General features: G+C 26.5%; 22 protein-coding genes and 2 pseudogenes. 5 read left to right on the forward strand and 19 right to left on the reverse strand.

The features are described from left to right. Positions 1–563 precede the first annotated feature (563 nt). A complete protein-coding gene (locus NGI68_RS02895; protein ID WP_251859981.1) occupies positions 564–905 on the forward strand; it encodes a hypothetical protein in 342 nt (113 codons plus the stop codon). A 202-nt stretch (positions 906–1,107) separates the two neighbouring features. On the opposite strand, the gene NGI68_RS02900 is transcribed toward NGI68_RS02895, so the two are convergent. From NGI68_RS02900 to NGI68_RS02925, 6 genes are all read right to left on the reverse strand, one after another. Continuing rightward, positions 1,108–1,473, reverse strand: a complete 366-nt coding sequence (locus NGI68_RS02900; protein WP_251859982.1) for a DUF1667 domain-containing protein — start codon at positions 1,471–1,473, stop codon at positions 1,108–1,110. Between the two features lie 2 nt (positions 1,474–1,475). Further along, complete coding sequence (locus NGI68_RS02905) at positions 1,476–2,738, reverse strand: NAD(P)/FAD-dependent oxidoreductase (protein WP_251859983.1); 1,263 nt, start codon at positions 2,736–2,738, stop codon at positions 1,476–1,478. Positions 2,739–2,793: 55 nt separating this feature from the next. After that, the gene (locus NGI68_RS02910; protein ID WP_251859984.1) at positions 2,794–4,212 is read right to left on the reverse strand and encodes an NAD(P)/FAD-dependent oxidoreductase; all 1,419 of its coding nucleotides are present in this window, start codon (positions 4,210–4,212) and stop codon (positions 2,794–2,796) included. A 364-nt stretch (positions 4,213–4,576) separates the two neighbouring features. Next, positions 4,577–5,470 (reverse strand): radical SAM/SPASM domain-containing protein, encoded by an 894-nt coding sequence (locus tag NGI68_RS02915; RefSeq protein ID WP_251860189.1) that lies wholly within the window; start codon positions 5,468–5,470, stop codon positions 4,577–4,579. A gap of 194 nt (positions 5,471–5,664) precedes the next feature. Further along, entirely contained in the window at positions 5,665–6,003 is a 339-nt protein-coding gene (locus NGI68_RS02920) for an arsenate reductase family protein (protein WP_251859985.1), read from the reverse strand. Positions 6,004–6,304: 301 nt separating this feature from the next. Continuing rightward, positions 6,305–7,519: a CD0519/CD1768 family membrane protein gene (locus tag NGI68_RS02925; RefSeq protein WP_251859986.1), complete on the reverse strand. Its 1,215-nt coding sequence runs from the start codon at positions 7,517–7,519 to the stop codon at positions 6,305–6,307. Between the two features lie 598 nt (positions 7,520–8,117). On the opposite strand from NGI68_RS02925, the gene NGI68_RS02930 reads away from it, so the two are divergent. Further along, complete coding sequence (locus tag NGI68_RS02930; RefSeq protein WP_251859987.1) at positions 8,118–10,031, forward strand: ABC-F family ATP-binding cassette domain-containing protein; 1,914 nt, start codon at positions 8,118–8,120, stop codon at positions 10,029–10,031. A 161-nt stretch (positions 10,032–10,192) separates the two neighbouring features. Continuing rightward, positions 10,193–10,999 carry an MBL fold metallo-hydrolase gene (locus tag NGI68_RS02935; RefSeq protein WP_251859988.1) on the forward strand — a complete coding sequence of 269 codons (807 nt, stop codon included), beginning with the start codon at positions 10,193–10,195 and terminating at the stop codon, positions 10,997–10,999. 856 nt (positions 11,000–11,855) lie between these two features. Here NGI68_RS02935 and NGI68_RS02940 read toward each other — a convergent pair. The 7 genes and pseudogenes from NGI68_RS02940 to NGI68_RS02970 form a co-directional block, all read right to left on the reverse strand. Continuing rightward, on the reverse strand, positions 11,856–12,440 hold the full coding sequence (locus NGI68_RS02940) for a protein kinase (protein ID WP_251859989.1): 585 nt from the start codon (positions 12,438–12,440) through the stop codon (positions 11,856–11,858). Between the two features lie 79 nt (positions 12,441–12,519). Next, entirely contained in the window at positions 12,520–13,479 is a 960-nt protein-coding gene (locus NGI68_RS02945; RefSeq protein WP_251859990.1) for an aromatic acid exporter family protein, read from the reverse strand. Between the two features lie 169 nt (positions 13,480–13,648). Next, positions 13,649–15,688, reverse strand: coding sequence for a thioredoxin domain-containing protein (locus tag NGI68_RS02950; protein WP_251859991.1), 2,040 nt, complete (start codon positions 15,686–15,688; stop codon positions 13,649–13,651). A 418-nt stretch (positions 15,689–16,106) separates the two neighbouring features. Further along, positions 16,107–16,301 (reverse strand): annotated as a pseudogene (locus tag NGI68_RS02955) (FAD-binding protein); the annotation flags it as partial. Between the two features lie 528 nt (positions 16,302–16,829). Then, complete coding sequence (locus NGI68_RS02960) at positions 16,830–16,967, reverse strand: hypothetical protein (protein ID WP_251859992.1); 138 nt, start codon at positions 16,965–16,967, stop codon at positions 16,830–16,832. Between the two features lie 198 nt (positions 16,968–17,165). Next, positions 17,166–17,408 (reverse strand): SHOCT domain-containing protein, encoded by a 243-nt coding sequence (locus tag NGI68_RS02965; protein WP_251859993.1) that lies wholly within the window; start codon positions 17,406–17,408, stop codon positions 17,166–17,168. Between the two features lie 81 nt (positions 17,409–17,489). Beyond that, a complete protein-coding gene (locus tag NGI68_RS02970) occupies positions 17,490–17,798 on the reverse strand; it encodes a hypothetical protein (protein ID WP_251859994.1) in 309 nt (102 codons plus the stop codon). 298 nt (positions 17,799–18,096) lie between these two features. Between NGI68_RS02970 and NGI68_RS02975 the strand changes: the two genes are divergently transcribed. Then, positions 18,097–19,902, forward strand: coding sequence for an urease accessory protein UreH domain-containing protein (locus NGI68_RS02975; RefSeq protein ID WP_251859995.1), 1,806 nt, complete (start codon positions 18,097–18,099; stop codon positions 19,900–19,902). A gap of 247 nt (positions 19,903–20,149) precedes the next feature. Here NGI68_RS02975 and NGI68_RS02980 read toward each other — a convergent pair whose 3' ends face one another. From NGI68_RS02980 to NGI68_RS02990, 3 genes are all read right to left on the reverse strand, one after another. Beyond that, on the reverse strand, positions 20,150–20,284 hold the full coding sequence (locus NGI68_RS02980; protein ID WP_251859996.1) for an LDCC motif putative metal-binding protein: 135 nt from the start codon (positions 20,282–20,284) through the stop codon (positions 20,150–20,152). A 135-nt stretch (positions 20,285–20,419) separates the two neighbouring features. Further along, on the reverse strand, positions 20,420–21,781 hold the full coding sequence (locus NGI68_RS02985; RefSeq protein WP_251859997.1) for a sensor histidine kinase: 1,362 nt from the start codon (positions 21,779–21,781) through the stop codon (positions 20,420–20,422). Further along, a complete protein-coding gene (locus NGI68_RS02990; RefSeq protein WP_251859998.1) occupies positions 21,782–22,468 on the reverse strand; it encodes a response regulator transcription factor in 687 nt (228 codons plus the stop codon). A gap of 626 nt (positions 22,469–23,094) precedes the next feature. Between NGI68_RS02990 and NGI68_RS02995 the strand changes: the two genes are divergently transcribed. Next, complete coding sequence (locus NGI68_RS02995; protein ID WP_251859999.1) at positions 23,095–23,781, forward strand: DNA alkylation repair protein; 687 nt, start codon at positions 23,095–23,097, stop codon at positions 23,779–23,781. Positions 23,782–24,081: 300 nt separating this feature from the next. Here the strand turns inward: NGI68_RS02995 and tlp are convergent, their stop codons facing one another. The 3 genes and pseudogenes from tlp to NGI68_RS03015 all read right to left on the reverse strand — a co-directional run bounded on the left by tlp (position 24,082) and on the right by NGI68_RS03015 (position 25,210). Continuing rightward, complete coding sequence (tlp, locus tag NGI68_RS03000) at positions 24,082–24,309, reverse strand: small acid-soluble spore protein Tlp (RefSeq protein WP_251860000.1); 228 nt, start codon at positions 24,307–24,309, stop codon at positions 24,082–24,084. A 330-nt stretch (positions 24,310–24,639) separates the two neighbouring features. Continuing rightward, positions 24,640–24,908: pseudogene (locus NGI68_RS03005) on the reverse strand (DUF4180 domain-containing protein). 104 nt (positions 24,909–25,012) lie between these two features. Next, positions 25,013–25,210, reverse strand: coding sequence for a hypothetical protein (locus NGI68_RS03015; RefSeq protein WP_251860003.1), 198 nt, complete (start codon positions 25,208–25,210; stop codon positions 25,013–25,015). Positions 25,211–25,354 lie beyond the last annotated feature (144 nt).

Consider the following 25,354-nt stretch of genomic DNA (forward strand, 5'->3'; position numbering starts at 1 on the left):
CTCTAGTTGACTCAATAGATACTCAATCATATCTAATATTTAATATAAAGTAAAATTTACTTTATATTAAATATGGTATATTAACACCATTAAGTCCTCTTAAAACTTTAACGCAGTTAACGACTTACTTTTGGAATATAGTATCTATTATATGTGTATATTCCTTTCTTGGTAAGCTTCTCTGAGACTCTCTTCCTCTTTAATTAAGTTACAGGCTTACAACTACCCTGCTCGCTTTAAACCTCATAAAAAGTACTCTTCTCTTCACTGAATATAAATATTCTACTTTCAAAATTATAATCTATTATATGCATTATTTATTATTTTTGTCAAGTTTTAAAAATATATTCTATATATAAAACTATATTTACATTATATTTCACCACTTTAATGATTATTTTATTAAATAAAATGGTGTTTTTGATACAAGATAAAAATTTTATGTATTATTTTTTAATTTTGAAACAACTTTTTTACAACTTTTAATTAACTTTGAAATATAGCTATGCAATAATAAGTATATAAGGTTACCAAACCTGATACATTATTAAGGAGTTTTTATTATGAAAAAAAGTTTAATTATATTATTAATTATGTTAATTTGTCTAGCTTACCCACTTACAAGTTACAGCAATACTTCTAAGTATTCCAGTTCAAGTACTGTTTCTGCTGCTAATAACAATTTTTATAGTATTCCAACTAATACTTCCTTTCAACCCAAAAGTAAATGTAGCCATGATATTTTATCATTTATCACTAAAATAAACATGAGAATTTATAATATACTACATAGTGGAGTAGATAATACAAAATTGAAAGTGAATGTTTCTAAAAACAGAACCCAGTTAAATAAGGAACGGAGTGCTTTATTTCAGGTTAGGGAATTCTTCTTTTTAGAAAAATAATAACCTTATGCTATTTTTATTACTATATGCTTATCTAAAAAAACACTTTTAGATATAAATTCAAAACTCCGTATACTATTAAAATATTTTAATCAACATAAAAATACATGCTAAAATTTAGCATTTTAAATAAATAAATATATATATATATTTAAAAATGGTAGTTACTGATCATAACTACCATTTTGTTTCATTTCAAAGATTATTTAGCACTTAAGCATTTTGTAGCTATTACATCTACCCCTGTATCTGCTATGTTTTTTACTATTATATCACCTATTTTTACAGGTGCTTGTACGGTTATACCTTTTAATATTTTTACACACTCCATTATCTTTCCTTTAGGTATATCCTTTTCTGTTTTAACACAAACCACATCTTCTTCTCCATTTTCTACATGAACAGATATAGTTAATATTCTTGTAGGGTTTGTACATTCTTTTTCTGCATATATTTTACCTCTAGGACAGGTATTTCCTTTAACTGATTTTACTTCTTTATCTTCAAGTTCTACTTCTAAATTACATCCTAATGGACATCCTATGCATATTAATTCTCTTATAGCCATAATTACTCACCTTCCACTTTAACAGTAATTTTTTTGCAATCTAAGTGATTTTCAAATATATCTTTAGTTAATTTTACTGTTTCCATCTCCCCTGGAGCTATAACTTTTTTCTTTCTGTGTAACACTCTTTCATTATCAAAATATACAGATATAAAACTATTTTTAAATACATTTCTTACTCTAAATCTAACATCTACAGTATTTCCCACATTATCTTTGTGTATTGATTTTGGCACAGTATATCCAACACCATTTTCTGCTACTAATTCTATCTTTTCACCTTGTACTTTTTTCCCTTTTACATAATCTGCAGCATTTTTACCTGCATTATAACTTTCTTCTGTAACAAAATCCACTAAATCATGTACATGAAGCACATTTCCACAAGCAAATACACCCTCTATATTAGTTTGCATTGTCTCATCTACCTCTGGACCACCAGTTACACCTAACTTAACATCCGCTTTCCTTGATAGGTCATTTTCTGGCAGTAATCCTACAGATAAAAGTAATGTATCACATTTTATATATTCTTCTGTTCCTTTTATAGGTTTTAATTTTTCATCTACCTTTGCTATAGCAACAGCTTCCAATCTTTCTTTTCCTTCAATTTTAGTTATAGTATGAGCTAATTTTAAAGGAATACCATAATCATCTAAACATTGTACTATATTTCTTTTTAATCCTCCTGAATAAGGCATAAGTTCCACTACAGCCTTTACTTTAGCTCCTTCCAAAGTCATTCTTCTAGCCATTATAAGTCCTATATCCCCTGATCCTAAAATAACTACTTCCCTGCCTGGCATTTCTCCTTCTATATTTACAAATTTTTGTGCTGTTCCTGCTGAATATATACCAGAACATCTTGTTCCTGGAATATTTATAGCACCTCTTGATCTTTCTCTACATCCCATAGATAATACTATAGATTTTGCTTTTATTTCTATTAATCCGTCTATTTCATTAACAGCTGTTATTATCTTATCTTTATTCATATCAATTACCATAGTATCTAATTTATATGGTATTTTCATATCCTCTACTTTATCTACAAACCTTTGTGCATATTCCGGTCCTGTAAGCTCTTCCTTAAAAGTATGAAGTCCAAATCCATTATGAATACATTGATTTAATATTCCACCTAATCTTTTGTCTCTTTCTAATATCAATATATTTTCACTTTTTATTCCTTCTTCTTTAGCTTTTATAGCAGCGGCAAGGCCTGCTGGCCCTCCACCAATTATAACTACATCATATTGTTGCATACTACGCCCTCCAATGCATTTACTTAAGATTACTTCATTAATTTCAGTTAACTTTTTAGTATAATATTTTTGAATTACCACCAAATTTGGTAACTTCATTTCTCTTTATATTTAACTCTTCTGCTAATATTTCAACTATTTTATTTGAACAAAAACCTGATTGACATCTTCCCATTCCCGCTCTTGTTCTTCTCTTTATTCCATCCAAAGTTCTAGCTCCTAAAGGTCTTCTTATGGCATCTCTTATCTCACCTTCAGTTACTACTTCACATCTACAAACTATTTTTCCATAATGAGGATTTTTCTTTATTATTTCTCTTCTTTCCTCATTTGTCATTTCTCTGAATTTAGGTATGTCCTTTCTAATTGGATCAAAATCTTTATTTTCTTCTGGATTGAATTTTTCTACTATTATTTCTCTTATATATTCTCCTATAGCTGGTGCACTAGTTAATCCAGGTGATTCTATTCCTATAGCATTTATAAAGTTTTTAGCATCTTTTGGTTCTCCTATTATAAAATCACTATTTTCTTCATGGGCTCTAAGTCCTGCAAATGATGTTATAACTTGTCTCATTGGTATCTCTTTTATACTAAATTTAGCTTTTTCTACTACAGTATCCAATCCTTCTCTTGTAGTTTCAAAATTATCTTTTTCTTCTACATCTACAGAAGTTGGTCCTAAAAGTAGATTCCCATCTGCTGTTGGAGTAACCAACACTCCTTTTCCCATTTTGGTTGGTAGTTGAAATATTGTTCTTTTAACCATATCTCCTACAACCTTATCAAATAATAAATATTCACCTTTTCTTGCAGTTATATGATATTTGTTATCACTTACCATATTGTTTATTTTATCTCCAAAAACTCCAGCTGCATTTACTACAACTTTAGTTTCTATATTACCTTTACTTGTTTTTAATATATATTTTCCTTCTGTTTTCTCTATATCAATTATTTGTGTTTCAAATTTAAATTCTACACCATTCATAGCTGCTGACTCTGCAAGAGCTATGTTAAATTCGTAAGGAGATACTATTCCTCCAGTTGGAAGTCTAAGTGCAGCCGCCACATATTCTGACAAATTAGGCTCTAACTTTAAGGCTTCTTCTCTGTTTAGTATTTCCATTGTATCTGGCAATCCATTTTTTAATCCTCTTTGTCTTAACTGTTCTAACTGAGGTATATCCTTTTGGTCAAAACATAAAACTAAAGACTCATTTCTTTTAAATGGAAAATCTATTTCTTCTTGTAATTTATCAAACATTTCATTTCCTCTAACATTCATCCTAGCCTTAAAAGTTCCTGGAATTGGATCTTCTCCTGCATGGACAATACCACTATTAGCCTTACTTGTCCCACTAGCTACATCTACTTCTTTTTCTACTACACAAGTTTTTAAATTATATTTAGATAATTCTCTAGCCACAGCTGCTCCTGTAACCCCTGAACCTATAATGGTAACATCAAACATATTAATTACTCCTCCTTATAAATAAAAAGAGCCTTAATTTAAAGTGGGTACAATAACTCACTTTAAATTAAGGCTCTCAACATCTCTGCCTCAAATAATTAAATTTTATAATTAAATTACGATTACATAATACCATATTATTAAAAATTTTTCAAGTTATTAATTAAATTAATTTTAATCCACCATGAAGACTTATTAATGTAATATATTGTATTCAAAATTTTATCCTTATGTTACTAAATATATATGTAAAAACTTACTACTTATTCATAAACCTTTTTATTTTAAAATTAAATATATTGGAAGTAAGAAAATATATAAATACACTTATTTTTACTTTTAATATTTATAATATTTACAATATTTAAATGCTAAATTTTTTTCTATATCCACATTTTCTACATAACTCTTCCACAGCTTCTCTTCTGGAAAATCCATCCAAAATATTATTTGCTCTTTTACTATCTATTATTTTAGAAAAATCAGTTTCATTTATATTTCCAAGATTTATTACACCCTCCCCGTCTAAACAGCAAGGTACTACTGTTCCATCTACCAATATTGCTATCTGATTTCTAAGACCGTAACAAAAACCTTTTCCATCATCTTCGTTTGCTTTTAGATCTGGCCATTGGAATTCACAATCTTGATTTAGATATATTTTGTTACAAACTTTAATTCCCCTACCTGGAGTAAATTTCTCTTGAATTTTATAAGGTAATTGAAATTCCTTTTCAATTATTTGTAATAATTCAGCATTTCTTTTCTTTTTAAGATTAGTTGCATTATCTTCATCTAAATTCCATAATCTCAAAGATATAAAAATATCATTATTTTCAAGTGTATCTTTTACAAATGAAATAATATTATTTATATATCCATCCTTATTTTTAGAATCCTCATTGCCATCGAAACTATGCAAAGAGAAATTAACCTGTCTTAAAGCTGGCTTTTTAATAATTTTATCTTTAACTTCATTTATTAAAGTTCCATTTGTAGTTATATTAACATTAAAACCCTTTTTATAACTTATATCCAAAAATTTATCTATTTTAGGGTGAAGCAAAGGTTCTCCCTTCACATGAAAATATATATAATCTGTATAAGGCTTTATTTGATCTAATATTTTAGTAAAGGTCTCTATGTCCATAAATTGTGGTTTTCTATTTGTTTGAGGACAAAACTCACAAGCAAGATTACATACATTTGTAATCTCAATATAAAATTTTTTAAATCTTTTCACTAACTCATGCTCCAATCCTATGTACTTTATCATGTTACTATAATTTGTACCATTTCTATTTTCTATAAAAACTAAGACTAATTTATTGTACTTATAAATTAAATATTTTAATACCATTTATACTTTATAAAAATATTTATTATAAAAACTTAGTCATAGGTTTCAATTTTCCATAGCCACTTATAATTGATGTTATAAAATATTAAAAACTATTCCCACTGTTTCCATATTTCCGGTTGGTATCCTACAGTTGCTTTTTTCCCATTACGTACAATAGGTGTATTATATAACTTAGGATTATTTAAAAGTAAATCTTCTTTTACGCTATCAGTTCTAATATTACCTATATTACTTTTCTTATATTCCTTACTATCTTTATTTATTAGATTATTAAGCCCTACAGAATACTTAACACTTTCCAGTTCTCCCTTACTCAATCCCTTTATATTTATATCTATAAGCTGATATTTTATTTTTCTTTCCTTAAAATATCTTTCCGCTTTCTTTGTATCAAAACACTTTTTTGTTCCAAATATCTGAATATTCATTTTAAAATTCTCTCCTTAAAATATTTCCCAGGCATAAATATAAATTTTTTATTTTTATATATATAAATCTTTCACATTAATTAAATACGTTGTTCTAATATAAAATCTTTTTTATTCTTATGTATTAATAAACCCTATTAAAATTATCAAATACTATTTTAACCGTAAAAGCTTTATTTTTCAAATCTGTAAAAAGAAAAACTAGTATAAATTCTACCCTTATAGTACTATAAGTAGCATATGAAAATAGGATGTTTCAAAACATCTATATTTTGAAACATCCTACATTTACAGTATATTGTTAAAACAGATTTACTAATGTATAAATCAGATGAGCCGATATACCTGCTACCAACCCTCCAAAAGTATGACTTATTATAGCTTTGCCTGTTAATTTTCTGCAGTTCAAACTGTCCATCATAGCTATATGAGTGCTTAAGTATCCACTCCAACACATACCCATAGCAGTAAATACAGCTATTTCGTTGCCACCAATTAAATTTTTTGATAAGAATCCAGGTACCAAACTCATTGCTGCACCAACAGCTCCTAAAGAAGTTATTGGGAACGCTATAGCTTCTGGATGCTTAAATCCAAATAACGGATTTAAAATAAAGCTTAATTTTTCTCCTACCCAAGGGAAAAATGCTATTCCTTCACCTGCAGCACCTGTATATCCCTTTGGTGATGGTCCATTAGTTAACATTAATACTAAAGTACAAATTATAATTACACCTGGAATTATAGCTAATCCAAGTTCTACACCTGATTTACCACCTTCTAATAAAGATTCAAGTAATCTTCCACCTATACTTCCTTCTCTAACTTGTCTATATTTTAAGGAATCATAATCTTCATTTTCACTTTGATATACCATATCATTTGCATGTTCTCCATACTCTTTTTTAGTATGTCTAATCATTAATCTAACACTTACAATACTACCAATAACAGCTCCTATATCTCCTATTATAGCGGCTGTCATAAAATTTTCCCCTACAGGAGATTTTTGTCCAATCATAAATGTAGTTAAAATTAATCCCATTCCAAATGAAGTTCCTAAATTAGTTAATGCTGGTACTTGAAACTTTTTAAAATATTTTAAAAATCCTTTATCCTTAGCCAAGCTTATTATTGCAGGGTTGTCTGATAAATAAGTTGTAACAACACCTAAGGCAGCAGCTCCTGGTAAATTATATAAAGGTTTCATTAATGGAGATAAAGCCTTGTTTATTAATGAAATAACTCCAAATTCAGATAATAATCCTGATATTGCCCCTGCTATAACAGCGATGGCCATAATATAGAAAACTGTTTTTATAAGAAGATCATATCCTGTCTCCATTAAAGTCTTAAACATATTAGCTGTTCCCATTTTGGTACCTAGTATAATGAAGAATCCTAAAAACAAAACTAAACATATAATTCCTTCTTTTCCTATTACGGGTCTAAGATTTTTTCTTTCTACCTCCTTCACTTGAACTTGTTGTTCTGTTATCGTGTTTAAATCTGACATAAAATCGTCCCTCCTAGATTTTATACAAAGTCTAAATTTTTACTACCTTATTTATTTTTTAGATAAAATAGTTTAACATAATTTCTAGTTAATCTTATGTTTGTTAGAACAATTGCATTTTTCAGAAAATTTAGAACATACATACCTTACTAATTATGTATTAATTAGTAAGGTAAACGTCAAAAATTTAACCTATTATGTATTTTTTACATTTATATTCTAGCATAGAATTCATAATTTTACAAATTGTTTGTATAAATAATTATTTTTACTTTTGTTGAAAAATAGCCCTTTTACTCTTGATTTATACATTTTTCAATCTGATTTTTACATTTAAAAATATATATTTATGTATCTATGTTATTATTATATTGTTATTTGTTATACAATTACATTTACACCTTAACATAGTTTATTAAATTACTTAAATAAAAAATGAATTAAGCTTAAATAATTTTGCAAGTTAAAATTCTTAAACTAATCTAACTTTATAATTATTCACATTTTATTTTTAATACTTATATTTTACTATATACACTTTTTATAATAAAATATACATCATGGAGTATTAAATTAAATTAGCAAAAGGATGATTTTAATGATTATAGTAACTATTGAAAATATATGTAAAGGCTATGGTGAAAAAATTTTATTTAAAGATGTTTCTTTTACCATAAGCCATGAAGATAAAATAGGATTAATAGGAGTTAATGGTACAGGTAAATCTTCACTTTTAAAAATTGTGGTAGGTGAAGATAGCCCTGATAATGGAAATATTACTATTCCAAAGGGAGCTACTATTGAATATCTAGATCAAAATCCTGATTTAGATAATAACGCTACCATAATGGAACAAGTATTTAAAGGTAACTCTAATATAATGACTGTAATAGGTGAATATGAAAAAACTTTAGATTTAATTTCTAAGGATCCAGATGATAAAATTCTCCAAAATCACTTATTAACATTAACTAGTGAAATGGATTCTTTAGATGCTTGGGATCTTGAAAGCAAAATTAAAACCGTTCTTACTAAACTTCACATAAAAGACTTTGATAAAAAAATAAACGAACTTTCTGGTGGCCAAAAAAAACGAGTTGCTTTATGCACTGCGTTAATATCTCCTTGCGATCTACTTGTATTAGACGAACCAACAAACCATATGGATAATGAAACCATAGATTGGCTGGAAAATTATCTGCAAACTAGAAAAGGTGCTCTTTTAATGGTAACTCATGATAGATATTTTCTAGATAGAGTTGTAAATAAAACTTTAGAACTTGATTACGGAACTATGTATACTTACAATTGTAATTATTCAGAATTTGTGGAGAAAAAAACTGAAAGAATAGCATTAGAAAATTCTTTAGAGGAAAAAAGACAAAGCCTTTATAAAAAAGAATTGGAATGGATTAGAGCTGGAGTCCAAGCAAGAAGTACAAAACAAAAAGCAAGAATAAAAAGATTTGAGGAACTTAGTGAAACTAGCTATAACCATAATAGTGATGATATAGATATATCTGTAGCTCATTCAAGATTAGGGAAAAAAATAATTAATATAGAAAATCTAAGTAAGAAATTTGAAAATAAAGTTTTAATAAAAGATTTTAGTTATATTCTACTTAGAAATGATCGTATTGGTATAGTAGGTGATAATGGTATTGGCAAATCCACCCTTTTGAATATTATCACAAATAAGATAAACCAAGATGTGGGCTCCATTGATATAGGATCTACAGTAAATATTGCATATTTCTCACAACATTCAGAAGATATGAACCCAAATTTAAGAGCTATAGAATATATAAGAGAAACAGCAGAGTTTATAACCACAGCAGATGGTAGTAAAATAAGTGCCTCTCAAATGATGGAAAGATTCCTTTTTACAGATGATATGCAATGGTGCTATATTTCAAAATTATCTGGTGGTGAGAAAAGAAGACTTTACCTTTTAAAGATTTTAATGACAGCACCAAATGTACTTATACTAGATGAACCAACTAATGATTTAGATATAGACACATTAAAAGTTCTAGAAAACTATATCGATGAATTCAATGGTCCTGTAATATCAGTATCTCACGATAGATATTTTTTAGATAGAACTTGTAATAAAATATTTCACTTTCAAGGCAATGGACAAATTTCTAAATATATTGGAAACTACTCTGATTTTATAGATAATAAAAAAGAAATGGAAAATATATGTTTAAAAGAAGCAAAATCAAACAGAATTTCAAAGGAAAATAACAACCAAAAGGAAAAATCCCCAAAATTAAAGTTCTCTTATAAAGAAAAATTGGAATATGAAAATATAGACAAAGATATAGGAAAACTAGAAGAAAAATTATCTAAATTGGAAGAAGAAGTGGAAGCAAATGCCTCTGACTTCATGAAACTTGAAGATCTATTAAAAGCGAAAGATAAAGTTGAGGAAGACCTATTATTTAAAATGGAAAGACAAGAATACCTAGAAAATCTAGCACAGGAAATAGAGAAAAATAAAAAATAATATAAGAAAATTACGTACTTTACAATATGAATTTCAATATAGTACATTTGCTTCAATAATTGCACCTATTTTATTAAAATTCATATTTATAATGTACACACTAGAACCTTAATGTCATATTATCTATAATTATATATTTATTATGAAAAGAGGGAAAGAATATGAAACTAAAAGTTTTAGTAGATAACAATACTTATATTGACCAATACTACTTAGGCGAACCAGCTGTTTCATACTATATAGAAGATGGTGATACTAAATTATTATTTGATGTAGGATATTCTGATCTATTTATTAAGAATTCTGCTGCACTGGGTATTGATATAGAAACTATAGGTACCATTGTTATTTCTCACGGACATGATGATCATACAAGAGGATTAAAATATTATTTTGAAAAGAATTGGGGAAATGATATTTATATTATTGCTCATCCAGATGCATTTAATGAAAAGATCATCGGAAATTTAAAAATTTGCTCTCCTATTTTAAAACATGAGTTAAAAGAAAAAAGCAACCTAATTCTTTCTAAAGATCCAATAAAAGTTAGTGAAAATATAACTTTTTTAGGAGAAATACCAACATCAAATAATTTTGAAGACATAAAACCTATGGGAAAGCAGATAATTGATGAAATTCTGGTAGATGATCATATAAAAGATGATACAGCACTTGCATATAAAAATGATAATGGTATTTATGTTATTACTGGATGTTCTCATAGAGGAATATGCAATATAATAGAATATTCCAAAAAAGTATGCAATGACAATAGAGTATTAGGAGTTATAGGAGGATTTCATTTGTTTAATGTAAACAACCAAGTTATTAAAACTATAGATTATTTTAATAAAAATAGCATAAAAGAACTATATCCTTGTCATTGCACTTCATTCTCCGTCAGAGCAGAAATGCACAAAACTTTACCTGTAAAGGAAGTTGGAGTAGGCTTAGAACTAAATTGGTAATGTATGTTTATTAAAACTATTAAGTAGTTAATTTACTTTAAATATTTTGATAAAAACTATAAGGAAATTACGACTTAACACCTTTTAAAGCATAAAAATTAAAACAGGGAATACTTTTAGTCAATAGATGGCTATAAAAATAAAGAATACTAATATTTGTATCTTAAGATTTAAGCTAACGGCCTAATGCCACGTCCTGTGGCAACTAGTCCTAAGTAAACGTCCTGTTTACTTTACTCTTAAATCTTAGTTTACAAATAAAGTATTATAATTATTTTTCTAGATATCTATTTTTCCTAAAAGTATTCCTTGTTTTAATCCATTTAAAGACTGTTATATAAATATTTTAAATTTAAATATAAAACAATTGGCGTAGTCAGGAAATTGATCATACGAATTTTTATTGCTAACGCATAAATATTTAGTATAGAAATTAACATATGTAAATTTTATGAATGATATACTTACTCCCCATGCTACGCATGAATTTTCTAACTAAAATTTTTTTAAAGCCCTTTCTTTTAATGAAAAAATGATTACAGATTTTACGTAAAAATCATCTTTTAGTACTTCCTCTTACATAGAAAATTACGTTTAAATAGTTTAATATCTTCCTTTAGGTTAAAAAATTGGGATATGTGGTGCAAAAGGCATTGGAAAAAGCTTTAGAATTTCTTATTTATTTTTTTAAAGGATATGTGTCCAAAATATATGTTTGAGCCTTAGCGAGTTTGTATTTTGTAGCATATATCTTAAAAATTTAAATTAGAACTTCTTAGTGAATTGACCTGCCTTTTAAGCCACATATCCCTTTTTTAATATAATGGTTGTAATCTTAGTTTATGTCGCAATTTTCTTATTTTATGCCTTCTTCTAAATATGTTCTCATTCTAGTAATCCATAAATTATAATATTTAGAATCTTCTTTTTTAACCTGATGTAAAAACTCATCTAATACTTTTATCTTATTTAAACCTTTCATCAGATGTCTTGGGTATACAACGGTTTTAGAATAATTATTCTTAGGATCTATTATTCTTAACTTACATTTTTTATCCACATATATATCTTTACACCTTATATCCAATTTCTTAAACTTTAATCTTTCAAATTCTTTTATAAGTTTAACTATATTATGAGTTAATTTTTTATTAAGACCATTACGTTTTATATAGTGATCCAATCTTTCTCCCCTTATGTACTCCCTTAATATGAAGTAATCCCCGTAATCATATATTCTTGGAAAATACTTGCTACTATTAGTTTTTTCTAATATTTCTCTTTCTTTTTTACATACCTTTTTTTCTTTAAAGATTTTTATTGCTTTTTTATCTGGCAATAAATATACTATGCCATTATGCCCCCGTCCTAGAAATTGACCTTTCCTAATCAATTTCTCTGCTTTATCACTCAGATCTATATAATACTCTTGTTTATCCATAGCTCCCTCTTATATATTAATCTCTTTATAGCTATTATATGAGTAGAAAGTAAAATAGTGATAAAACACTATTAAGGTTCTATTTATCTAGTTCCCTTTTAAAATCATTTTTAATAGTTATAAATTGTTCTATATCATTTAGGAATTGAAAGAGTAATGCTCTATTTTCAAACTCTTCTCTTGTTCGTGGTAAATCCATCTTTCTAAAGTTTTCTTTTAGAACCTCTAAATCTAAAAGTAACTCGTATCCAGTATTTTTTTCATGTAATGATTCTCCTACTTTTCTTGTGAAGTCAGATATCATTTCTGTCTGTTCATAAGTCATAAAAAATTTATTAAAGTGTTCCCTCATTCTTTTTAAAGTTTCAAACTGTTGTATTCTCATTTCCATATAAGCTACATAATAGCTTACATCTAAAAGAAAATAGTTATTCAAATTAATATATGCTCTCTTTTTTGCCTTTAAAAGCCTATCTCCTAAACTATTAAATAATTTGTCTTCTTTAAGTGAAACAGACAGTTCCCTTAATGCTATTGACATATGGATAAGTATTTCTTTCATTTTTTCTTCTATATAAATTTGATCTTCTCCTATTTCTCTTTCTATGCTTGGCATATATAAATTAAATAACAATGCCACTCCTGCTCCTACAACTATTAATGAAATCTCATTTAAAATTAAATCTACACCTACATATTTTTCTACCAATATATGTGTTACCAATACAGAATTTACCACAATTCCTTCTTGCAAATTAAATTTAACTGCTAATGGTATAAATATTAGTAAAAATACTCCAAAAACTACTGCATTATGTCCCAGTATAGCAAATAAAATAGAAGATATAACTAAGGCCAATAAACAAGCTATAACTCTTTGAACAGCTATCTGAAATGATTTCCTTTTGGTATTTTGAATACTTAAAATAGTTATTATTCCTGCAGCTACTGAATACTTTAGTCCCAAAACGTCTGCAATGATCATAGCAAATGTAGCACCAACTGCTGTTTTTAATGTTCTATACCCTATAAATTTCATATTTTCTCCTTTTGTTTAATTGCTTATTATTCGTTTGATAACAAATATCATTTATCCTATTATATTACAAATATATAGATTTAAAAACAAAAATTTTAATACTATACAATAAAAATTTCTAAGCCCTCACTCTTAAATATAGTGAAGGCTTAGAATAATCATTTAATATTTAATCAGATAATATTGATTTAAATTTTTCTAAATCTGTTATGGGCTCTATACATGCATAATTTTCACATACATATGCTGTTATTTTATCTTCTATAGGAGTTTTTTCCTTAATGTTTTTATTTATCTTTTCTATTTTATCACTTTTACCATTTAAAGTTAATGTTGAAAAAGGCATATATTTATTCTTTATTTCATCTACAAATTTATAAAACTCTTCATCCTTCTCTTTATATGCTATTGTTATTTCTTTTACAGGGATAATGTTATACATATAAGCCATTACAGAAAACAAATGATACATTGGCTCATTTTTTATATTCGCTCCAAAAACCTTAAATTGCTTATCTACTAAATCTTTATATTTATAATTTCCTGTAATATAATAAAGTAAACTTAAAGCTAATGAGGCAACAGCATTCCCTGATGGCATAGCTCCATCATAAATTTCCTTTGGTCTTACTATAAGTTCCTCACTATTTTTACTATATAAATAGAATCCTCCATTTTCTTTATCCCAAAATAGATTTATCATCTTGTCAGCAACTTCTATAGATTTTTCTAAATAATATACATCAAAACTTGTCTCATACAACTCTATAAGTGCCCATAAGAAGAAAGCGTAATCATCTATGAAACCCTCATTACCTCTTTCTCCTTCTCTTATTCTAGCATATATTGTACCATTTCTATCCATTAAATTATCAATTATATATTTTGCTGATTTCTTTGCAATATTAATATAATTGTTATTTCTAAAACTTCTACCTGCCTTAGCAAAGGCTATTATCATCAACGCATTCCATGAAGTTAGTATCTTATCATCTTTATAAGGATGTATTCTTTTTTCTCTATATTCAAATAATTTTTCTCTCATTTTTTCTAATATATCTTTGTTACTATGAACACATTTTAAATTTGTTTCTATAAGATTAGCTATATTTTTATTTTCAAAATTTCCTTTAGAAGTTATACCATATGTGCTACAATACATTTCTCCATCTTCTTTTCCTAGGATATCTATTATCTCTTTTTTATCCCACAAATAAAACTTACCTTCTACTCCCTCAGAATCCGCATCCTCTGCAGAATAAAAGCCACCTTCTTTAGAAGTCATAACTGTTTCTATATATGTTAATATGTTTTCTGTAATATTCTTATATAATGTATTTTTTGTAAGTTCATAAGCTTCTGTATAAGCCATAGCTAAGATAGCATTATCATACAGCATCTTTTCAAAATGAGGCACAAGCCATTTAATATCTGTAGAATACCTTGAAAATCCAAAACCTACATGATCAAAAATCCCACCCTTATACATACTTATCAAAGTTTTATTTATAACATCTAGTACCTTTTCATCCTTTTTTATATGATAATATCTTAATAAGAACAGTATGTAGTGGGCTGTTGGGAATTTAGGACTATTGCCAAACCCACCATATTCATATTCAAAATTATCTAAAAGCCTATCTTTGGCCTTGTCAATAACATGTTCTTCAAGATCATCTTCTCTATAATTATTTTTAAATCCCTCCATTTGTTCTAAGATCATATTGCTAGATTCTAATATCTTATTTTTATCTTTCTTCCAAAGATTACTTATAGATTTTAAAACATCTATAATACCAGGCATATTATATTTTGACCATTTAGGGAAGTATGTTCCTGCAAAAAAAGGATTTTTATCTGGAGTCATAATTATAGTTAAAGGCCATCCACCACTACCTGTATATGCCTGACAAAAACTCATATATATATTATCTATATCTGGTCTTTCTTCTCTATCTACCTTTATAGAAATAAAATTATCATTTAATATTTCTGCTACCTCTTTATCCTCAAAAGATTCTCTCTCCATAACGTGGCACCAATGACAGGTAGAATATCCTATACTTAAAAATACAGGTTTATCTTCTCTCTTAGCCTTTTTAAATGCTTCTTCTCCCCAAGGGTACCAATCCACTGGATTATGTGCATGCTGTAATAGATATGGAGATTTTTCATTTATTAATTTATTGGTTGTACTTGTTATGTTCATAAAAACACCTCCTTAAAATCTGTTATTAAATTTATTATACCCAGTAAAATTACTTTAAATTCCTTAAAAACAAAAGAACAATAATGATAGATTCAGATAAAAACAGTTAGTACAGTATTTCCAATAAATCGTCATTATAATCATGTATAAAACTGTTATATAACTCCGGAAAATCTGTTTATTAAAAGTTACTTTCGTTATTTAAAGTATGAAGAAATTGTAGTAGTGATTGTATTGACTTTACTATTAAACATGAAAAAGATGACTTCTACTTAATATAGAAATCATCTTTTTAATATTTAATACTACTTTAAAATTAATTTATAGAAAGTATACTCATATATTAGCTATAATAGAAAGTATACTCATATATTAGCTATAAATGTACTCTACTATATAATTAATAGATATCTTATATTTATTTTTGTAATGTTCTTGTTGCATTTTCGCCAGCGATTCTACCAAATGTTGTAATATCAGCTACAGCATTTCCACCAAGTCTATTTGCTCCGTGAACTCCCCCTATAACTTCTCCAGCAGCATATAATCCATCTATTACTTTTTCAGATTCATTTATTACTTGAGCATTTGTGTTAATTTTTACTCCACCCATTAGAAATAATAGATTAATGTCCTTAATTAAAGACTGCATTAAAAATAATAATATACTAAAAGTCAATGGATCCAATAATTATTTAAATCTATTATCTGCTGAATTTATATCTAAAGTCATGTTAAAATCAGCTGAAAATATTCATATCTTTCCTAAAAAAGAAGTTATTAATTTAACATCCTTAAAAAAGATTAAATTAATAGATTTACTATATACTATTAATTCTAAATATAATTTCAAATATAAATTGATAAAAAAAACACTATTGTTAAATATTTCCCTTCTAATTATAAACTTAAATACTATTTGAAAAAGTTAAAATTACCTGAACAAAATCCTAAAGAAAGTATACTATATTATTTTTCTTAGTTATAAAAATAGAACTTAAACTTTAAATCTTCATTTAATAGTTTAAGTTCTATTTTTTATTGTAGCATTTGCTATAAAAAGTGCATATTATGTATTGAAGCTGTTAAAAGCTTCATTTTTTATAGAGGAAGTGATTTTATATGGCTAATAGTATTGGTCTTATGTCAATATATTCTGTTGTGTATAGTATCTACCGCACCTTAGTAAAGATCCACCGTTAAAATTAATATTAGGATAAAGCTTTGAAATATACACGTCAGCTTGAGGAATTTTTCTTAATTCTAATGGAAATGCCATAAAATACACTCCTTTATTGTAATTAACACCTTGTAAATTTCATGTAAAATTATCCGCTATAAACTATAATACGTTTATAATTTATAATTTGTGATTACAATGGAAATGTATTAAAATATAAAAAATGTTGTTTAGCTCCTAACTTTATTATACTTAAATAGCTAGAGATTACTCCCTAGCTATTTAAGTATATGCTTTTTATTTACCCATTGTACTTTTTCTTTTTAAATACTCTTCTTCACTAATTTCTCCCATAGCATACTTTTCATTTAATATTTTAAAAGCATTATTACTACTTAACATATTTCCTCTAACTAGTTTCCAAGCCACATATATTATACCTGAAATTACTGCTAATCTAAATATCATAGGTATAATCATCCAAGCTGACCATCCTCCTGTAAATGCGGCTCCTGATCCGCCAAATCCACATCCAAACATTTTATATCATCCTCCTATAATTATAGATGTAATATTTTATATAATTTTACTTTATCCATTGAATATATTAAACTGATTTTATTATTCTACAGGTTTATTTAGTTTAGGCACATCTTTCCCATTAGTTTCATTATGCTTACTATCACAACAACTTGATTTCTCATTTTTCCTAAACATCATAGGTAACATTCCAATCATCATTATTAGACATAGAAATGGTACTATTTTGCCAATCCAAATCCCTGCACTAGGATTAAGTCTTGATATAAGTGGCAAAAAAGCCACAATAACTATGGGTAATCCACAACAAATAATCATGTGAAGCATATGCTTTAATGAACTATGATTATGAGATCCCTGTTTTCCTTTATTATCTCCATGACAATTCATACATTTTCCTCCCATATATTTTAAAATATTTATAACATAGTGTAATTATATCTGATTTATATGAAGAACATATGTAGAAGAATAAATCTTTAGTTTTATTATGTATTAACAACTTGTTTACTTTTTTTAGCGATTTCTTCATATGATCAACACATCTTTTTTATATACTTTTCCATGATAAAAGTTTCACTGTTAGAAATTAAAATTTATTAAGATAATTTTTAAAATTAAAAGCACCTAAATTATTATAGATAAAGTGTAGTTTAACTTTATCTAATTAGATATTGGGAGGAATTTTATGAGTATTAAAACAGAAAAAATTAAAGTTTATGAGATGACCTGTGCTTCTTGTGAAAATCGAGTTGAAAAGGCTATAAAAAAATTGGATGGAATATTAGAAGTCAAGGCTGATTATAGTCACCAGTTAGTTAAAGTTACATATGATAATACCTTGTGCCATAACAGCAAAATTAAAACTGCAATAAAAAATGCTGGATATAGCACTGAACCTTCTAATGACTATAAATTTATGGGTATTCTTATAATTGTTATAGCTATTCTATTCTTAGGCTTAAAAACTAGTGGTTTTGATATGGAACAAAAACTTACTAATGCTTCCTATGCAGTTCTCTTTGTAGTAGGTATACTAACATCAATTCACTGTGTTGGTATGTGCGGTGGAATTATGCTTTCACAAAGTTTATCTAAAGAAAGTAAAAATAAATTTGAAGCAATGAAACCAGCAATTTTGTACAATATGGGTAGAGTTGTATCTTATACCCTACTTGGTGGAATAATTGGTGCACTTGGGTCAGTATTTTCACTTTCTATTACTACTAAAGCAGGATTACAAATATTTGCTGGATTATTTATGATTATAATGGGTCTTAATATGGCTGGCTTTAGTATATTTAGAAAATTCAATCTAAAATTGCCTCACTTTGCCTGCAAAGCAAAAAATAAATCTGGCTCACCATTTATAATTGGACTTTTAAACGGCTTTATGCCCTGTGGGCCTCTCCAGACTATGCAGCTTTTTGCTCTAGGTACAGGAAGTGCTGTAAAAGGCGCATTATCTATGTTTATATTTTCTTTAGGAACAGTACCACTTATGCTGACTTTTGGTGTTCTGTCAGGCCTTTTGAGTAAAGGCTATACTAAAAGATTGCTTAAATTTAGCGGTATTCTTATTGTAGTTCTTGGACTCATAATGGGAAATAGAGGGTTGGCAATTGTTGGTATAAACCTTAACCCTATGACTGCTTTCGCTAAAGATTCTAAAAATACAGATAATCCTTCTAATGCCAATGTGGCCAAGGCAACTATAAAGAATGGTGTGCAAATAATAAAAATGACTGTTAATAATAATGGTTATACCCCTAATTCCTTTTATGTACAAAAAGGAATTCCTGTTAAATGGATAATTAATGGTGAAGAACTTAATTCATGTAATAATTCTCTTATAGCACAATCTATAATGGAAAAAGAATTTAAAATAAAAAAAGGGGAGAATGTAATAGAGTTTACCCCAGGAGATAAAGATATTAATTTCAGCTGCTGGATGGGTATGATAAGAGGTGTAATTAAGGTGGTAGATAAACTTGATACTGTAGATACATCTAAAGCTGATTCCTCACTACCTCCTGCAAGTACAGGCCCTAGTTGTTGTGCTACCCCAGTAGATGAATCTAGTGATTCTAAAAAACCTAGCATTTATGGCAACAATCTAAATGCAGTACCAACACAAAAAATAATTAATAAAGCCACTCCATCTGGTGAATATAACAGTGTGAAATTTAAAGGTATTGGCTATGAATTACAACCTCTAATAGTTGTTACAGGAAATAGCTCAAAAACCAAGTTAACCTTTGACTTAAAAGATTTTGATAATGCTGAAGGAAAATATTTAATAATAGATTCAGAAACTCGTAATGTAGTCTATTCTTTTACTGGGAAAAAAGGTATAAATGAAGTAGAATTTAACCCTAAAAAACTTGGTAGTTATGAAATATTAAAAGATAATATCATTCTAGGCGGTATTGAAGTTGTTGATAATTTAAATTCTGCTGATTTGAAGAAAATACGTCAAAAATTTATTCAATAAATAAAGATACTCTGAGAATATAGACAAACTTGTTTTTGCACAGATATATCTGCTTATGTCATAGTTTTGTTAAAATTATAAAAGAGGAGTTTATGATAAAATTAATATCAATCTCCTCTTTCTTACTATCTATTTATATTTATATAAATAAATCACATATTATCTATATATTTTTATACTATATATTATTCATAAAAATAATTTATTATTTAAGTTTATATACAATCTTTTTATACACATATATAATTCACTTATTCTTATTAACATTTTTAGTATTATTATTTGATTTGTTTAGATCACAACAGTCCAGTTTACCACTTCCTAAAGATTTGCTATTTTCCTGCTCTAATTTTTTTAAAAAGTTTTTTAATAATTTAATCATACACTATTCCTTCCTTCTAACAAAATTTTAGGTGCCTGCTATATAAAATAATCTTTATAAATTCTAAGTATTATGAAAGTTAACTTAAGAACAAATAATTTGGATTTATTATTTATATAATTACAAATGTATTTTTCAACTATTATTTTTATTAAAATAAACTTTACATATAGTTCCTTTACCTTCTTTACTTTCTATATCTATACTTGCATAGTGAAGGTTCAATATATTTTTTACAATAGTTAATCCTATACCATTACCTTTAAATTGATTCCTACTTTTATCTCCTCTATAAAATCTTTCAAAAATAAAAGGAAGATCTTCTCTATTTATTCCTATACCATTATCATAAACTTCTACAACTATATTTTTATCCTTTGTATACAGTTTAATTAGTATTTTTCCACCATCTTTAGTAAATTTAATAGAATTAGAAAGTAAGTTTATAAACACTTGCTTTAATTTATCCCTATCTCCAGTTATTCCATAATTATCATTTTTATCTATATTATATTTAAAATTAATATTTTTATTTTCTGTTGCCACATAAAAGTCATTATATATATCTTTAATTAACTCATCTAAAAATACTGTTTGAAAATTAATCTTAATACTTTCAGATTCAAACTCTTTTAATATATTTAAGTTATTTAACAATTTACCAAATCTAATTACTTCTTCATTTAAATAATTTAATCTTTCTTTGGTAACAGGAAAAACCCCATCTATCATAGCCTCTAAATTATTTTGTAGTACATTCAATGGCGCTCTAATCTCATGAGATATATCTGAAACTAATCTTTTTCTTAGAGAATCTTGATGCTTTAATTTTTCAGCCAATATATTAACACTTTCTCTTAAATTTTCTAGCTCTTCAATATGGCTTTTACAACTTGATTTTGCATCAAAATTTCCTTTAGATAAATCTACAGACAAATTGGCTACCTCCTTAATTGGAATGGAAAATTGTCTGGAAAAGTAAAGACTTATTATAACTATAATTATAAGAGTTAAAATTCCACTTATCATAATACTCTTATTTATAGATGTTTTAAAATTCATATCTTCTTCAGATAATAATACAGATGAATATTGGCCAATTTCCACATATCCAACTACTTTATTTTCTGATTTTATTTGAAAAGTCTTAGTATTATAAACTCCTCTATCTTTTACAGGCATTGTTTTTAATCTTATATCATTGGGATTCATTCCCCATATATGCTTTTTATTAGAGTCTAATAGTGTAATACAATAATTACCCATATAAGCTTCATGCATTAAATCAACACCAGAATTTGCGGTCCATTTTCCCTGTTTATTATATATATCTTCAAAATAAGATACTATATTTTCATGTCTTTTGTCTTGTATATGTGATATATATTCATCAAATTTTTTATTTATAGTTACATTTACAAGCATTGTAACTAGTAATATTCCTGTAATGGAACAAATAAAAAATAAAATACTTAATCTTCTTTTAATTGTATGCACTTAACTCTCACCACCAAATTTATAACCTGCTTTCATAACTGTAACAATATATTTAGGATTTTTAGTATCTTCTTCTATCTTCTTACGAATATTCTTTATATGAACATCAATAGTTCTATCATATCCCTGAAAATCCATTCCAAATATTTTATCTATGAGTTGTTCTCTTGACAAAACTTTACCCTTATTTAAAGCAAGCATGTATAATATATCAAATTCATTTGGGGTAATTGAAACTTCCTTTTCATTAACTTTTACAACCCTTTTATCATAATTAATGCTCAATATTCCATCATCAAAAATTAACCCTGAACCATTATTATTGGTACTTAATCTTCTAAAAAGAGCATTCACTCTTGCTGTAAGCTCTCTAGGACTAAATGGCTTAATCAAATATTCATCTGCACCAATATTTAAACCCTCTATTCTATCATCTAAAGCTCCTTTTGCTGTTAACATAAAAATATGCACATCTGAAATTTGTCGTATTATTTTACATACTTCTTCTCCACTGATATCTGGAAGCATTAAATCTAATATTATTAATTGTATATCTTCCGATTTGAATTTCTCTATACCTTTTAATCCTTCTGTAGTACAATATACCTTATACCCTTCTCTCTCCAAATAGGCCTTTATAACTTCTGAAACTCTCTTTTCATCTTCAATTATTAAAATTTTGTTCATATATCCCACCTCTATTAAAAGATTATTATATAACAATTTCATATAATTTATTAATACAATTATTTCAAATTAAATTATATCAATTTAATTTGAAGATAGTATGAAGATTTATTATAAAAAAATAAAAGTCTATAAATATACTTATTGCTTAATTATACTTTCATTTTATAAATAATTTTTTTAAATACATGCAATTTATAATTAAGTATTAATCTAAACTTAGCTATAAATTACTAAACATCTATAAATAACTAGGTAATAATTTAATCTATAATTCTAGTTGAAATACCGCTAAGAATAATATTTTTCCAATTTAAACTTTGAGCCAAATTTATTTAAGGTTACATTAATGTTTTAAAATTTGAATAAGTTTAATAGAATGTTCAGCTAGTACCCACTGGGGAAAGTCAAATTAGGCCTGCCAGAAATTCTTAAAGAAGCTAACATTATTAAATAAGAACCTTATAGTTCAATAAAAAATATATCATTTACAAATTACTAAGTTTGTTTAACTTACAAAAGTGTTATAATATATAATTCAGTTAATAATCTGCATTTCAGTTTATATAAGTGATAATATCAAAACAATAAAAAAGGCAAATTGAAATGTAAAAAGGAGCAAAATTTTGAATAAAACAATTAGAGAACAGCTTTTTCAATTATCAGATAAAAAATATCAAAAATTTTCATCATCACTTCTACCTAATACAGATAATATTTTAGGTGTTAGATTACCAGATCTTCGTAAAATAGCAAAATCAATTGCAAAAGAAGATTGGCGTAATTTTATATGTAATGCTGATAATGAATACTTTGAGGAAGTTATGCTCCAAGGAATGGTACTAGGTTATGTTAAAACAAATATTGAAGAACTCCTTAAATATATTAATGACTTTATACCTAAAATTGATAATTGGTCCTTGTGTGACAGCTTTTGTAACGGTTTAAAATTTACCAAAAAGAATATGAAAACTGTGTGGGCTTTTATACAACCTTTTTTATCATCTAATAAAGAATTTGAAGTTCGCTTTGGGGTAGTAATGCTATTAAATTTTTATATTACAGAGGAATATATAGATAAGATGCTGAAATTACTAGACAATATAAATCAATCTGGATATTATGCAAAAATGGCAGTTGCCTGGGCTATTTCTATATGTTATGTTAAATTTCCATCGAAAACTATGAATTATTTAAAAAATAATAATTTAGACCATTTCACCTATAATAAATCACTACAAAAAATAACTGAATCTTTAAAAATAGATAAACAAACAAAGACTATTATTAAAAATATGAAACGTAAATCATAGTTAAATTTATCTTATAGAATCCTATTGTGCACATTAGATCAACCTACAGTAATCTTGAATCAAAGTTTAACTTGGCAAAATATGATTTCTACAACTACTTTAACTAGTACAAAAGATTAATTTAAATATTTACATATAACAATTTGAAAAAACTAAAAGTAAATATAAAATAAGAGTCTGTCTTAAAATACTTTTTTAAATTATTTTGAGACAGACTCTCTTAAATAAATTCCATTTGAAATTGTAATATTTTAAGAGTTAAAAGTTATAAAATATTAAATTTATATAATCTTTTATAAATTACATATATCCATTTTTCTTATCTATAGCTTCATCTTTAATTTCTTCCCTCATGCCATGAAGTGCTTCTTCTCTTCTTTTATTTTTTTCTATTAAAGTCTTTTTCATTTTTTTATCATCTGTTTCTGCTATCATTTCATCTGCAAGCTCACAATTTTGAATAGTTTTATCAATATTATATTGAATTCTATCTACATTATCTCTTCTATCATCTGGTTTATTTTTCATAATATCTATCTCCTTTGCTATACCTATTTTTAAACTTTATAAAACTATTATTTTTATATTATAGTGAACCAATAGATTTTACACTTTATTCCTATACAAATACCTATGCCTTTTCAAAATAATTTATAGAAATATAGCTAAAAACATGATCACCTTCTTTTTTATTATGGTTAAAAATATATTGTGATATACTATGATATTAATGTATTTTAAACTGCAATAACATAAATGAATTGCCTATTAAATGTTCTTGAAATTGTTCTTTAAATTTATCTTTCATAAGCAAAAAAACTATAAAGGCCAAATTAACTTTTATAGTTTTATGTTATATTATAAGCTTAAAATCCATTTTTCTCCGTCCTTAATATTATTGAATGTTCTAAAACTATTTCCTTTATTGGATTCCATAATCATTTCTTTGAATCTCTCATTTAAAATTATTTCATCATTTAAAATGAGCGCAACTTTTATATGATAGTTTATAAATTTCTGCAACATTATACCTGCTAGTCCTGTTTTAAGATTAAAAAATCTTCAGACAAGATTTTAGAATGAAGTATTAATTTATTTATATCATGTTGGAAGCAAATAGAAATCATATCTGATATGTTTTGTTCTGAACAAAGTTCTTTATTATTAGAAATACATTGTATTTTTTTTGTTATTGTTTTTAACTACTTTATAATCCATTTTATTCAGCTCCCTATAAATCATTTTGTTTCACAATGATTTCAATTGAATCTACCATATCTTTAATAAAATTTATACTTCCCCACAATATTACTCTCAACCTTTCTTCTTTGTCATTATATTTCATATTCATTGTTGATTTTTCTAACTCGGAATCTTTACAATTCATAATAGCTATTAGAGTATTAGATATTCTACTATAATCATCCATATCCACATCACTAATATCTACCACAGTAGATACATTTATCTTATTATTTATTGGATTCAGATTTTCTCCATCTCTAGTAAAATCAACATTTAATTCTTCATTATTTATTTGTAAGATTATGTACAGTTAAATATGATATAATCA

The sequence above is a fragment of the Clostridium sp. Marseille-Q2269 genome, from assembly GCF_943736985.1.
In the GTDB taxonomy this organism is placed as follows: domain Bacteria; phylum Bacillota; class Clostridia; order Clostridiales; family Clostridiaceae; genus Clostridium_F.

Bases quoted from the DNA above. Each gene is read 5' to 3' on its own strand.
- NGI68_RS02895 (WP_251859981.1), top strand. From the start codon at position 564: ATGAAAAAAAGTTTAATTATATTATTAATTATGTTAATTTGTCTAGCT.
- NGI68_RS02900 (WP_251859982.1), bottom strand. From the start codon at position 1,473: ATGGCTATAAGAGAATTAATATGCATAGGATGTCCATTAGGATGTAAT.
- NGI68_RS02905 (WP_251859983.1), bottom strand. From the start codon at position 2,738: ATGCAACAATATGATGTAGTTATAATTGGTGGAGGGCCAGCAGGCCTT.
- NGI68_RS02910 (WP_251859984.1), bottom strand. From the start codon at position 4,212: ATGTTTGATGTTACCATTATAGGTTCAGGGGTTACAGGAGCAGCTGTG.
- NGI68_RS02920 (WP_251859985.1), bottom strand. From the start codon at position 6,003: ATGAATATTCAGATATTTGGAACAAAAAAGTGTTTTGATACAAAGAAA.
- NGI68_RS02925 (WP_251859986.1), bottom strand. From the start codon at position 7,519: ATGTCAGATTTAAACACGATAACAGAACAACAAGTTCAAGTGAAGGAG.
- NGI68_RS02930 (WP_251859987.1), top strand. From the start codon at position 8,118: ATGATTATAGTAACTATTGAAAATATATGTAAAGGCTATGGTGAAAAA.
- NGI68_RS02935 (WP_251859988.1), top strand. From the start codon at position 10,193: ATGAAACTAAAAGTTTTAGTAGATAACAATACTTATATTGACCAATAC.
- NGI68_RS02940 (WP_251859989.1), bottom strand. From the start codon at position 12,440: ATGGATAAACAAGAGTATTATATAGATCTGAGTGATAAAGCAGAGAAA.
- NGI68_RS02945 (WP_251859990.1), bottom strand. From the start codon at position 13,479: ATGAAATTTATAGGGTATAGAACATTAAAAACAGCAGTTGGTGCTACA.
- NGI68_RS02950 (WP_251859991.1), bottom strand. From the start codon at position 15,688: ATGAACATAACAAGTACAACCAATAAATTAATAAATGAAAAATCTCCA.
- NGI68_RS02960 (WP_251859992.1), bottom strand. From the start codon at position 16,967: ATGGCATTTCCATTAGAATTAAGAAAAATTCCTCAAGCTGACGTGTAT.
- NGI68_RS02965 (WP_251859993.1), bottom strand. From the start codon at position 17,408: ATGTTTGGATGTGGATTTGGCGGATCAGGAGCCGCATTTACAGGAGGA.
- NGI68_RS02970 (WP_251859994.1), bottom strand. From the start codon at position 17,798: ATGAATTGTCATGGAGATAATAAAGGAAAACAGGGATCTCATAATCAT.
- NGI68_RS02975 (WP_251859995.1), top strand. From the start codon at position 18,097: ATGAGTATTAAAACAGAAAAAATTAAAGTTTATGAGATGACCTGTGCT.
- NGI68_RS02980 (WP_251859996.1), bottom strand. From the start codon at position 20,284: ATGATTAAATTATTAAAAAACTTTTTAAAAAAATTAGAGCAGGAAAAT.
- NGI68_RS02990 (WP_251859998.1), bottom strand. From the start codon at position 22,468: ATGAACAAAATTTTAATAATTGAAGATGAAAAGAGAGTTTCAGAAGTT.
- tlp (WP_251860000.1), bottom strand. From the start codon at position 24,309: ATGAAAAATAAACCAGATGATAGAAGAGATAATGTAGATAGAATTCAA.
- NGI68_RS03015 (WP_251860003.1), bottom strand. From the start codon at position 25,210: ATGGATGATTATAGTAGAATATCTAATACTCTAATAGCTATTATGAAT.